Below are 12,992 nucleotides of genomic sequence, written 5' to 3'. Positions count from 1 at the left end.
ATGTATTATTTTTTAATACCTTAGTGGTAAACATTAGATAATGTGTATTTGATGCGGTGTATTTTTTATCACCAACTTAACCGTTTATGCCTTCTAACCAGCGAACTCTTTTAGTTTGATTAAGAAAGCTTATATACGGCAATAGAATATAGCAGCCAGTCAATAAGTAAGGATACTACTTCTATCAGCGACAAACGCTACGTCAGCGCTGATGTGTTTTATTGACACGGATATGACTGCTTTACCACAAATTCTAATCTATTTTGAATTCAAGGACGCTGACCATGACGCCAAATAAACCTTGGCTTGCCCATTATCCGAATGGTGTACCTAAAACTGTCAATCCAGACAAATATAGCAGCATAATGGAGCTATACGAAGAGTGTTTCGAGCGCTTTCGTATGCACCCTATGACAATCTGTATGGGCGTCACTCATACTTATGGCGATGTTGATAAAGCGTCACTTGCAGTAGCAGCATGGTTGCAATCGCAAAATCTTCCTAAGGGCTGCGTGGTTGCCTTAATGATGCCAAACATTCCTCAATACTTACCGATCATGATTGGTATTTTACGAGCAGGCTATGTTTGCACGCCAGTTAATCCTCTATATACAGGCCGTGAGCTACGCCATCAGTTAAATGACTCTGGCGCTCAGGTTATTTTTGTGGTCGATAACTTCGCTCAAGCCCTCGAACAAGTCGTTGACGAGACCAATATCAAGCGCATCGTATTATCCAAACTGGGCGATATGATGGGACTCAAAGGCATGTTGGTCAATACCATCGTTCGTCAAGTCAAGCGTTTGATCCCAAAATACAAACTTGACGATCCAAAACACGAAGTGACCAAGTTCCCTGATGTACTTAAGAGGGGTAAAAACCTTCCTTTTCACGCGCCAAAAATGAGCTTAGATCAACTGGCTATTTTGCAATACACAGGTGGTACGACAGGACTGTCTAAAGGCACGATACTCACCCAGCGCAATATCGTATCTGCTGCTTTGATGGCAGAAGCTTGGTATCGCCCTGTTACCTCAGAAATCAATGAGGTCTATATCAATATGGTCATGGCGCTACCGCTTTACCACATCTTTGCCTTTTCACTCAGCCTATTAGGCATGCGTTCAGGTTACACCTTTATATTGGTGCCAAACCCACGTGATATGCCAGGTTTTGTCAAAACTTTATCAAAGCAGCCATTCCATATTTTCCCAGCGGTGAATACTCTATTCAAAGCACTACTGGAGCAGCCAAGCTTCAAAGAGCTGGACTTCAGCTCGCTTCGCATCTCACAAGCAGGTGGTATGGCAGCAACCGAGCAAACAGCAACACGTTGGTTAGAAGTCACAGGTTGCCCTATGGTTGAAGGTTGGGGAATGACTGAAGGGGTTGCCGGCGGTACGGCCAACCTTATTACTGATCGTAAGTTTAATGGCACTATTGGTATACCTGTGCCTAGTATCGACATCATTCTTATCGATGAGGATGGCAATCGTGTGGGCATCAACCAAGCAGGTGAGATGTGTATCAAAGGACCAAACGTGACGTCAGGTTATCTCAACAGAGAAAGTAGTGATGACTTTACCAGTGACGGTTATTTCAGAACCGGTGATATCGCCAGCATGGATTCAAAAGGCTATTTCACCTTACTTGATCGTAAAAAAGACATGATTTTGGTCTCAGGCTTTAACGTCTTCCCTAATGAGATTGAGTCTGTGATGCTGGACTGTGATGGTATTATTGATTGTGCAGTCATTGGGATTCCTGATGAGCGTCAAGGTGAAGCGGTGAAGATTTATATCGTCCCTGCTGATAACAACGTAACCAAAGAAGTGATTACAGAGTTTGCTTTAGACAACTTAACAGGCTATAAATGCCCACGTCACATCGAGTTTGTGAGTGAGCTGCCAAAGAGTAACGTCGGTAAAGTACTGCGTCAAAAGCTGCGCGAGAAACATATTTTAGATAACGCTTAAGTGCTTACTTTAAATAAATAATAAAAAGCCGCTTACAACATGCTGTAAGCGGCTTTTTATTTACTGCGATCAGCGCCAGTTGTGTTAACTGACTGTGCTGACGACTTTAAGTGGCAAGTGTTTTAGTGCCTGACCGACAAATGACCATGGTAAACTTGGTACACAAGCTTCTTCTACGCCCGCTTCAATCGCGGCAACAATGGCCTTCGTGCCTGTGTCAGCATCGACTTCAAACGGTAATGGCTTGGCATTTTCATTAATCTCAGTACGAATATAGCCAGGATAAATGGTAGAGACTTTGATAGGAAGCTTGGTTAAGAGCATATCCGAACGAATCCCTTCTGCCAGATGTGCCAATCCTGCTTTACTTGCCCCATAAGCGGTCAAATGCTTGGGCATTCCGCGCATGGCCGACATGCTTGATATGACCACCAAGTGACCGCTGTTTTGTGCTCTAAAAATACTCATCGCAGCTTCACATTGCGCCAATGCCGATATGAAGTTAATCTCAACGGTACGGCGATTGGTATCAAAACGCCCTTTACCGATACGGCGACTATCACCAATACCGGCATTGACCACCACTCGATCAATGCTACCAAATTTTTCTGCAAAGGCATTAAACACATCAAAAATGGCATCATAATCGCTAACATCAAGCGTCTGATATTCAACACGTATATTAGGATACGCTGCTGTCAATTCTGACTGCAAACACTCCAAACGATCGACGCGGCGAGCGCAAATAGCAAGGTTGTAACCAAGCTTGGCAAAAAGCCTCGCCATCCCTTCACCTAACCCAGAACTGGCACCTGTAATAAGTACTGTTTTGTTTTGTCCAGCCTGCTTTTTATTTAAATCCTGCAAGTAACGAGACGGCTGAACCGCGCTCAATATCTGTTTTTTACTTTGGTTGGCGCTTTTAACGACTAAATTGATCAACTTATTTTGCATGGACAATCCTTTTTTATAGATGTTGGGTAAAGTTGATAGTCTATAATACCGCAAATCTACAGATTGGGTCTGTCAGTTATAAAAATAAACAATAAGCAGGCAAAATGAGACTGCTGACTTTCGATATATAATCAACCGTCATCACCAAATAGTGATCACTATATCAGTCATTCAACGCATCTATGCTACATTCAATCAGCTTAGCGCCAAGTAACAAAGCGTTTGCCTTCACAAAACAGATGGCTGTACTCATTTAAAGACATCAAACGAGTGCTTTGCTCTTTTAGCGTAATGGATGTGACACCTGTGTTTACTAAGCTTTTGTTTAATTGATATGCGATTTGACTGCCTTGTTTTAATAATTGCGCGGTGATTGCGGCAATCACACCACCTGAGGTAAACACCAATACTGTACTATCACAACCTAAATTCAAATCTGCCACTTTTGTACGAACTTGCTCAAGTGCTTGCTGCGCACGCTGATTAAATTGGGGCCAGCTCTCAATATAATCTTGATCATTGTCACCGCCATGCCAACGCTGCATCGCTTGATCGAATAACTCAGCAAGCCTTGTGTTTGGTACTTCTGATTTAGCAATTTCAGCAGCGATCGCAGCACGACTACTAAAAGCAGGATCCGATTTTTTAAATACATCTTGATGATTAAATTCGTCAAACTGTGGCAGAATGTAACTCTCAGGCTCATCGATATTGATTGCGGACGACAAAGGCAGGGCTTTACTACAGTCGGTATTGATCGATGATTGGTAACGCGCCAAAAAATTTCGGGCAGAGTCCTGTTGTCTTACCAAGCTGCCTGTAAAGATGGCATCGATACGGCGCTGCGTGGTTGCATAATGTTTACCCAGCATTTGCGCCTGAGTACTACCCAACTCTGAAAGCTGATCGTAATTTTCTTGTCCAAAAGACGCCTGACCGTGACGCACCAGAAGTATGGTTGTCATAAATGAATCCCTTCTTATCATATCTTTCATAAATTGTTATTTGATTGTTTGCTCAGCAGACTTGTGAGGCGATTGTACAAAGTAACTTCTGGGTAAAATGCCTTTAATAACAGACTGTACAGGACTTGGTAGCTGCTCAATGGTGGCAGCATCAATACCTCTGTCTTGCAAATGAGGCTGTACATGGCTGACAAACAATGCCTCGCCTTCATATTGAGCAATCAATTTAAGACATTTGGCATGCAATACATGCACAATGATCCAAAAATTCTTAAACGCGGGATTGGTCGTTTGTTTGTTGTAGTAACGATAGTAAATTTGCTGGACAATCCCTGCCAGACGGAATAGCCCAAACACTTCATAAAAAGTCCAGTTGTCTATCTTAAGCCCTGTCTGCTCAAGGTAATAATCAACCACTTCCTGACGGGTCATCATGCCTTTTAAATGGGTTGGCTGACGACGAGATTGCTGCATAATGATGTTATCATCTTCTTCAATCCAGTACGCCAAAGCACTACCCAAATCCATCAGAGGGTCACCCAATGTCGCCATTTCCCAATCGAGCACACCGATAACTTCCGTCGGATTATTGGCATCTAAAATTACATTGTCAAAGCGCCAATCATTATGAATGACACAGGTTTTACTGTCCGCAGGTGTGTGCTTACCCAACCATTGCCTCACTAACGCAAAACTTGGGACATTAGGCGTTTTTGCTTTAACATAGCGCTTATCCCAACCGCTGACCTGACGTTCGCAATAACCCTCGCCGCGACCTAAGCTCATTAGATCAGGATGCTGTTTATAATCCACTTGATGCAACTCAATCAATGCGTCGATGACATTGGTACATAAAGCTCGCGTTTGTGCGGTGTCTAAATCGACACCCTTTGGTAAATTAGCACGAGGAATAATGCCTTCCATACGCTCCATGACATAAAAATCAGCGCCAATCACGCCTTCATCTGTACAGAGCGCCACCATTTTTGGCACATAGGGATAAGCATCTTTTAGCGCTTTTTGTACTGTATATTCGCGCACCATATCATGTGCTGATTTGGCTTTAGTGCCTTTTGGCGGACGACGCAAGATCAAATCCTGATTGTCATATTGCAAACGGTACGTCCAGTTTGATGCACCACCTGAAAATTGAGTAACGGTAGGTTCACCTTGTATATCAATTCCTTGATCGCGTAGCCATGTACTGACAGTTTTACTATCAAGCGCTTCGCCATCACGAACCTCGCCACCTTTATCCAGTATCTGACTGTTGATCTCAGTGGACATATTTTTGTCATCGGTTTGGCTTTTAGAATAATCAGTTGCCATAAGATGTTCCTTATCCTGTGGTCATTTATTGTTAAAAATTCAATGTTAAAAACTATCAAACTATCAAGTAATGAAAAATTCACTATTCAATCATTCATAGTGAATCTTTAAACGCCTTATTATGGTTTGATAGCTTTGCTTACTTTTGGGTCACGAGCTGATCGGTAACCCATAATTTGGGCATGCCTATGAGGACTTTTTATGTGCAGATGAGCGACCAAAACCTTGACGCTTTAATTCTAACTTGGCAATCATGGTCTTATGTACCTCATCAGGCCCATCAGCCAGTCGTAGTGCCCGTGCTTGCGCAAAGAAATTTGGTAGCAGTGTATCTTGGCACATACCCATACCGCCATGAATCTGGATTGCCATATCCACCACTTCTTGCAATACAGTAGGAGCGACAACTTTGATGGCTGATATTTCAGTGAGTGCGGCTTTTGTACCTTGAGCATCCATTTTTTGTGCCGCATACAAGGTCAGTAAGCGGGCTTGATCAATTTTGATACGGGCATCGCTGATACGCTCAAAATTTCCACCCAACTGTATTAAAGGTTTACCAAATGCTGTGCGTGCCATACCACGTTTCACTGCCAACTCAAGCGATTTTTCAGCAGCACCAATACAACGCATACAATGATGGATACGACCTGGCCCTAGGCGCCCTTGAGCAATCTCAAAACCCATGCCTGCGCCCCCAATAAAGTGACTGACAGGCACTCGTACATTATTGAAGCTGACCTCGCCATGTCCATGTGGCGCATCATAATCGCCAAATACTTTTAACATGCGCTCGATATTGACGCCTGCTGTTTTGACTGGCACAAGCACCATAGAATGCTGATGATGACGGTCTTTGTTATCGTCAGGCGTGTATGCCATGACAATCAAGATATCAACGGCAGGATCACCAAGACCAGATGACCACCATTTACTACCATTGATGACGATCTCATCGCCCTCTACCACAGCAGTCGCTTGCATATTGGTCGCATCGCTCGAGGCCACATCAGGCTCCGTCATACAAAATACAGAGCGTGTTTTACCTTCCAAAATTGGGGTCAGCCATTTTTCCTGCTGCTCCTCAGAACCGTAGCGCCACAGTAGCTCCATGTTGCCGCTGTCAGGCGCATTACAGTTGAATACATAAGGCGCCAGCAAACTGCGACCGGTTAATTCTGCAATCGGTGCATAATCAGTGACCGAAAGACCAGCACCTAAGGTATCGTCTGGCAAGAATAAATTCCACATTCCAGCTTCCCGTGCTTGTTTGCGTAAGCTCTCGTATTGTTCTGGCCACTGCCAGTTGCGCCAATTACCATCAGGGTTTTGCTCGTGACACTCATGCCAGAATTGCGCTTCAATGGGTTCAATCTGCGTCTCGATAAACGCTTTGACTTTCTTGTACATGGCTTGACCATGTTCTGTTGCCGTAAACATCAATGTATTGTTAGACATAAGTGATATCCTTTTCCTTATTTTCATCAAGTTCTAAAAAAAACTTCTTATAGTGCACGTACGTATACTGTTTTTTGTCTCCTGTATTTATAACACAGCAGTTTTGAATAAACAGCAAAAAGGCGCGACCCGTTAGGACACGCCTTTTACAAAATACAAACAGTGCTCAGATGATTATCGGTAATTCCAAGTACTATCTAAAAATAATCATACTAATAATAGATCTACTTTAAAATGTTCAGACGGCTGTTTAAATCAAAACGAGCCAATGCATCTGGCAATTTATCAACTGCTATCGTTAGCGTCGCCTCTGCCGCCTGTGCAAGTCCAAGCTTTTCTGCCAATGTTGGCTTTTGACGAGAATGCAGCGCATATACCTCACTATCTTCCATACGAGCTAAGATATAACTATCTGACGTTTGTAGACTATCAATCAAGTTCAATTTTAGCGCATCTTCGCCGTACCAATGCTCACCAGTTGCGACTTTGGCTACATCCAACGTTGGACGGTAAGTATTAACAAAATGTTTGAATAACTCATGCGTCTGTTCCAGCTCTTCTTGGTACTTAGCGCGATCTTCTTCGTCATTTTCGCCAAATACAGTCACTGTACGTTTATAGTCACCAGCGGTGAACATCTCATAATCGATGTCATGGTTTTTTAGCCATTTATGGAAGTTTGGCAATTGTGAAACCACACCGATTGACCCAATAATAGCAAATGGTGCAGCCACAACGTTGTCTGCAACACAAGCCATCATGTAGCCGCCGCTTGCAGCAACCTTATCCACACACACAGTCAGCTTTAGACCAGCTTCTTTCAAGCGTACCAATTGCGCGGCTGCCAGTCCGTAACCGTGTACGAGACCACCGCCTGATTCGAGACGGACGACCACTTCATCACCTTTGTTTGCAGCACTAATCAGGGTACTGATTTCTTCCCGCAAATGCTTAACCGCTGCTGCTTTAATATCGCCATCGAAATCCAAAACGAACACTTGTGACTTAGTATTGGTACTAGAGCCTTTTTTCTTGTTTTTAGATTTGGCTTTTAATGCCTGTTTGGCTTTTTTAGCCATTGTTTTTTTAAATTGCTTAAGCGCATCTTTACCTTGTGTGGCTTCCATCAAGTCTTCACGGCGCTGTTTTTGCGCTTCATTAAGATGAAGTATCTTGAGCTCAATAGGGTTCTTAGGTGAATGAAACAACATAATGGTAATTCCTCAATTCAGTAGATATATCGATATGGCTGTTTTTATTAGCGTGCGGTTGATATGCGCACACTTGGCTAAGTTTTCAAGCAAACTGACAATATTTAACCCAATCCAAATGTTACTGAATAAATAAGTCTGATACCGACGTATTACTCTATTCTGATTAAACGCATCTGGTTGTATAACAATGGCAGATTAGGCATAATATGCGTTTGTATCAAATCTTCTGTAGCCAACGTGATGACCTTTGTCTAAATCGCGTTGTTTGTGCTTTTTTTGCAAATGGCTTGAATCGCGCGGCAATGGCTGCATTATTGTACTTTGAATTGGGCTGATAACTGGATAACTATATTATGACGCATAGCGAATACCGAGACGAATATTGCGGAGCCGTAACCGAAAGCTTACTTGAGCAAACCATTAGTGTCGTAGGCTGGGTACATCGTCGTCGCGATCATGGCGGCGTGATTTTCTTGGACATGCGTGACCGCGCTGGTATCTTGCAGGTAGTTGTCGATCCTGATACCCCAGAAGCCTTTGCTACTGCTGATGCGGTACGTCCTGAATACGTACTAAAAATAACTGGTCGCGTACGTCGCCGTTATGAAGGTACTGAAAACAATACCATGACCAGTGGCCAAATCGAGCTATTGGGTAAAGAGATTGAGATACTGGCTAAGTCTGAAACGCCGCCATTCCCATTGAATGACGAAAAAACCACTGTATCAGAAGACTTGCGTCTGAAATATCGCTATCTTGATATGCGCCGTCCGCAGATGCAAGAGCGTATGGTGTTCCGTGCTAAAGCCACATCAGCGATTCGTCGTTACTTAGATGATCATGGCTTCTTAGACGTTGAAACGCCTATCTTGACCCGTGCCACACCAGAAGGCGCGCGTGATTATCTTGTACCTTCACGCACACGCCCAGGTAATTTCTTTGCATTACCACAATCACCACAGCTGTTTAAGCAATTATTAATGGTGTCAGGTTTTGATCGTTATTATCAAATCGCTAAATGTTTCCGCGATGAAGACTTACGCGCTGATCGTCAGCCTGAATTTACTCAAGTCGATATTGAGACTTCTTTCTTAAATGAAGAAGAAATCATGAACATCAACGAAGGCCTCATCAAGCATTTATTTAAAACGATGATGGACGTTGAGTTCGATCAATTCCCACGTATGACGTACGCTGAAGCTATGCGCGACTATGCATCAGACAAGCCTGACTTGCGTATTCCATTGAAATTGGTTGACGTTGCAGATTTGATGAAAGACGTTGATTTCAAAGTGTTTGCTGGCCCTGCTAACGATCCTAAAGGTCGTGTGGCTGCCCTACGCATTCCTGGTGGCGCATCATTAAGCCGTAAGCAAATCGATGCTTATACCAAGTTTGTTGGTATATATGGCGCGCGCGGCTTGGCTTATATTAAAGTCAATGATGCAAGCAGCATTAACAATGGTGTGGATCAAGAATCGGGTCTACAGTCACCCATCATCAAAAACATGACTGATGATGTTCTGGTTAGCCTAATCGAGCGTACTGCTGCAGAAGATGGCGATATTATTTTCTTCGGTGCAGATAAAGCGAGTGTGGTGAATGATGCCATTGGTGCACTTCGTCAAAAGATTGGTCTAGATCTTGAGATGACGACTTGTCAGTGGGCACCACTTTGGGTGACTGACTTCCCAATGTTTGAAGAGACAGACGATGGTCGTTGGACGTCTATGCATCATCCATTTACCAAGCCTAAAGGCTCTGTTGAAGAGTTGAAAAACAACCCAGAATCTGCCCTTTCTATCGCTTATGATATGGTACTAAATGGTACTGAGGTTGGCGGTGGTAGCTTACGTATCAATACCTACGATATGCAACAGGCCGTACTTGATGCACTAGGTATCGGTGAGCAGGAAGCTGAAGACAAATTTGGTTTCTTACTTGACGCGCTAAAATTTGGTGCACCACCGCATGGTGGCTTGGCGTTTGGTTTGGATCGTCTGATCATGCTCATGGTAGGCGCAGACTCTATTCGTGATGTCATCGCTTTCCCAAAAACCAAGACGGCTGAGTGTCCACTAACTCAAGCGCCTGCTGAAGTCGATAGCAAGCAGTTACGTGATCTTGGTATCCGTGTGCGCGAGAAAGCACAAGCTGATACCAAATAATAAACGATGTGATGATGTTTGGTTATTTTTTACGCCACATGTTAGGTGATTTATCACCATATGGATATTCATGAATCCATATCATGTTTTTAAATACGTGCCATTGTCTATATTACAGACAATGGCACGTATTGTTGCCTGGGTAATTATTAAGATGCCTCGTTTAAGCATCATGCGTACCATACATATCAATATGGCGCTGATTGCTCCTACCTTATCTAATTCACAAAAAAAAGCTCTGACTAAAGACATTATTTATCATCAATGTTTGACCAGTATTGAGTCTATCAAAAGCTGGGCAATGCCACCCGAGTGGAGCATTGATCAGATCCTCGATGTTCATAATAAAGATATTTTATTAGAAGGACTGGCCAGTCCCAACGGCATGCTTGCTATCGTCCCGCACCTTGGCACATGGGAGATGATGAACGCATGGCTCAATCAATTTGGCTCACCAACCATTATGTACAAGCCTGTCAAAGGCCGTATAACCAATGATTTTGTGCTAAAAGGTCGTGCAAGGCTTAATGCAACTTTAGTGCCTACTGATGGTAGTGGCGTTAAGGCTGTATTTAAAACGCTCAAACAAGGTGGTTTTAGTATTGTTTTACCAGACCACGTACCTGACCCTTCAGGGGGGGTGGTCGTACCTTTTTTTGGTATTAATACCTTAACCAGTACGCTCGCCTCCAAACTTGCCAGTAAAACCAAATGTGCATTGGTTGGCTTATCTTGTATTCGCCGTGACGATGGACGTGGGTTTGATATTTATTGCTACAAACTTGATGATCCAGACTTGCACGACCGCAATGTTGAAACAGCCACAGAGGCTCTCAATCGAGCCATGGAGCATATGATTAAAGACAACTGTAGTCATTATATGTGGGGCTATCGACGTTTTAAGCGCATACCAAAATTGGGCAACCCTTATAGAAAAGACAAAGCAATTTTAGCAGCCTTTATTCAAGCGCATCATGCTACCACGTCCGATCGTTCTAACAATGGTTTAGGTGGTAATATTAAGTTCGATAATCACGGATAATAACGATAATATGGTTTAACTATATAGAAATATCATCAGTGGCAGTTATGCTAATATTGGCCAAATCTTGCATCTTTATTTTTTTATTGTTCGTCCTTCATTTACCTCACTATTATCTCACTACGAGTGCATTATGACATCTGACGTAACTAAGACCACTTCCATAGATTCAACTCACACCCGCGATGATACTGCTGACCAACGCTATATTATTTGTATGAAATGGGGAGATAAATACGGTCCTGAATATGTCAATCGTCTTTACAATATGGTCAGTCGTCATCTGACATTAGATTTCCAGATGGTTTGTTTGACTGATGACAGCACCGGTATTGATCCTGCCATTATTTGTTATCCTATCCCCGAAATGGACTTGCCGGCAGGTCCTGAACGTGGTTGGAAGAAGCTCACCACCTTTAAGCCTGAGCTTTATGATCTTAAAGGCGTAGCACTATTCTTAGATATTGATATTGTGATTGTCGATAATATCGATGCGTTTTTCACTTACCAAGCGAAGCATGAAGACAGCGTGGTCATTATCCGCGACTGGAAAAAGCCGTGGCGTATGATTGGTAACAGTTCGGTGTATCGCTTTAATATTGGTATGAACACTTATCCTGATTTGCTCGCAAACTTTGAGCGCAACTTTGAAACCATCCGCACCCAAGTACGTCATGAACAAGCATATCTGTCTAACTATTTACGTGAGCATCATCATCTAGAATACTGGGATAAGACATGGTGCGTGAGTTTTAAATATCAATGTATGGCACCTATTCCTTTTAATTTAGTACGTGCACCGACGTTGCCTAATGGTGCAAAAATTGTGGTATTCCATGGAGAGATTAATCCGCCCGATGCGATTGATGGCGGCGGTGGTAAATGGTATCGCCACGCAAAGCCCAGTCCTTGGTTAAAAGAATACTGGCAGTAATTAGCATTTGATAGTAGCTATATTCGAGTGATTTAAAGACAGGGCATTACGGTATAAAATATTTATAGTCGAAGGCAAATACTGGAAAATAGTATGGCGCTCTATTTGAGGTTACCTACTACCGCTAGGTTTAATATTGATAACGAGATTGTCGTTATCAAGGCTTTTAATGCCAATGAGCCCGAGCAAAGCTTACTTGGACAAGACGTCAACATTATCGCTTCAGGCCCATCCATACAGCAATTGCCGTTGCCTGAACTATTGGCCACATCCACTATTTTTGTTAATGGTAGCCTTAGCCTGAGTGGTAATTATCACTTCACCAATATTGTAGGCTATGTCATTAGCGATGCGCGCTTTATCTGCCATCGACCTGAAATTTTAAAGCAGTACTATACTGGTCAACCTTTATACGCAACCTTAGCTGTCTTTGAAGCAATGGCGACCACTCATCCTGAGATTATGCTTACGCATCATCATTCCATGCGTGTACTGTATCCAGTAGATAGGCCATGGGGAGTAAAATCAAACAAACTCTCCTTCAGTAAACTCATCTTTAAGAAAAAACGACTGAATAAAAAGATGCCCCTGTCTTACTTTATAAACCATCCAGACTTTATTATTGATGGCTGCCATAAATCTGCTGAGATTGGTGTCTCTCTTAATGTTACTAATGGATTTGTTGAGGCAGGTACTGTGGCTTATGTAGCCACGCAACTGGCCTTTTCACGTCAAGTTGCTGCTATTCATCTGTATGGTGTTGACTTACTCAACAGCGATCAACCCCGATTTTATGAAAATGACAGTGACAGTGCTCCAAGTACACTCAATAAAGTAACAAGTGAGCGCATTGTCCCTGCATTTAACTTATTGGGTAAAGTGTACAAAGCGCGCGGCGTGTCTGTCATCAATCACTCCCCTGTCTCTCAAGCATTATTCGACTACCTATAAT

The 12,992-nt window shown here is 42.9% G+C and carries 10 protein-coding genes; 5 read left to right on the top strand and 5 right to left on the bottom strand.

All coding sequences use genetic code 11. The features are described 5' to 3' along the window. Positions 1-284 precede the first annotated feature (284 nt). Complete coding sequence (locus A3K91_RS05835; protein ID WP_062844416.1) at positions 285-1,976, top strand: AMP-binding protein; 1,692 nt, start codon at positions 285-287, stop codon at positions 1,974-1,976. An 84-nt stretch (positions 1,977-2,060) separates the two neighbouring features. Here the strand turns inward: A3K91_RS05835 and A3K91_RS05830 are convergent, their stop codons facing one another. The 5 genes from A3K91_RS05830 to sohB all read right to left on the bottom strand — a co-directional run bounded on the left by A3K91_RS05830 (position 2,061) and on the right by sohB (position 7,893). Beyond that, positions 2,061-2,930, bottom strand: coding sequence for an SDR family oxidoreductase (locus A3K91_RS05830; RefSeq protein WP_084387274.1), 870 nt, complete (start codon positions 2,928-2,930; stop codon positions 2,061-2,063). A 200-nt stretch (positions 2,931-3,130) separates the two neighbouring features. Further along, positions 3,131-3,895 (bottom strand): histidine phosphatase family protein, encoded by a 765-nt coding sequence (locus A3K91_RS05825; protein WP_062844415.1) that lies wholly within the window; start codon positions 3,893-3,895, stop codon positions 3,131-3,133. A gap of 36 nt (positions 3,896-3,931) precedes the next feature. Beyond that, positions 3,932-5,182 carry a phosphotransferase family protein gene (locus A3K91_RS05820; protein ID WP_062845889.1) on the bottom strand — a complete coding sequence of 417 codons (1,251 nt, stop codon included), beginning with the start codon at positions 5,180-5,182 and terminating at the stop codon, positions 3,932-3,934. 228 nt (positions 5,183-5,410) lie between these two features. Then, complete coding sequence (locus tag A3K91_RS05815; RefSeq protein ID WP_062845888.1) at positions 5,411-6,664, bottom strand: acyl-CoA dehydrogenase family protein; 1,254 nt, start codon at positions 6,662-6,664, stop codon at positions 5,411-5,413. Positions 6,665-6,906: 242 nt separating this feature from the next. Next, complete coding sequence (sohB, locus tag A3K91_RS05810; RefSeq protein ID WP_062844414.1) at positions 6,907-7,893, bottom strand: protease SohB; 987 nt, start codon at positions 7,891-7,893, stop codon at positions 6,907-6,909. Between the two features lie 356 nt (positions 7,894-8,249). On the opposite strand from sohB, the gene aspS reads away from it, so the two are divergent. The 4 genes from aspS (at position 8,250) to A3K91_RS05790 (ending at position 12,991) form a co-directional block, all read left to right on the top strand. Further along, complete coding sequence (aspS, locus tag A3K91_RS05805) at positions 8,250-10,064, top strand: aspartate--tRNA ligase (protein WP_062844413.1); 1,815 nt, start codon at positions 8,250-8,252, stop codon at positions 10,062-10,064. 58 nt (positions 10,065-10,122) lie between these two features. Next, positions 10,123-11,106, top strand: coding sequence for a lysophospholipid acyltransferase family protein (locus A3K91_RS05800; RefSeq protein ID WP_323053123.1), 984 nt, complete (start codon positions 10,123-10,125; stop codon positions 11,104-11,106). 133 nt (positions 11,107-11,239) lie between these two features. Beyond that, complete coding sequence (locus A3K91_RS05795) at positions 11,240-12,040, top strand: hypothetical protein (protein WP_062844411.1); 801 nt, start codon at positions 11,240-11,242, stop codon at positions 12,038-12,040. Between the two features lie 93 nt (positions 12,041-12,133). Continuing rightward, entirely contained in the window at positions 12,134-12,991 is an 858-nt protein-coding gene (locus tag A3K91_RS05790) for a hypothetical protein (RefSeq protein WP_062844410.1), read from the top strand. The last annotated feature ends 1 nt before the right edge of the window (position 12,992 follow it).

The sequence above is a fragment of the Psychrobacter alimentarius genome, assembly GCF_001606025.1.
In the GTDB taxonomy this organism is placed as follows: Bacteria; Pseudomonadota; Gammaproteobacteria; order Pseudomonadales; family Moraxellaceae; genus Psychrobacter; species Psychrobacter alimentarius.
This window is presented reverse-complemented; position numbering and strand designations above follow the sequence as displayed.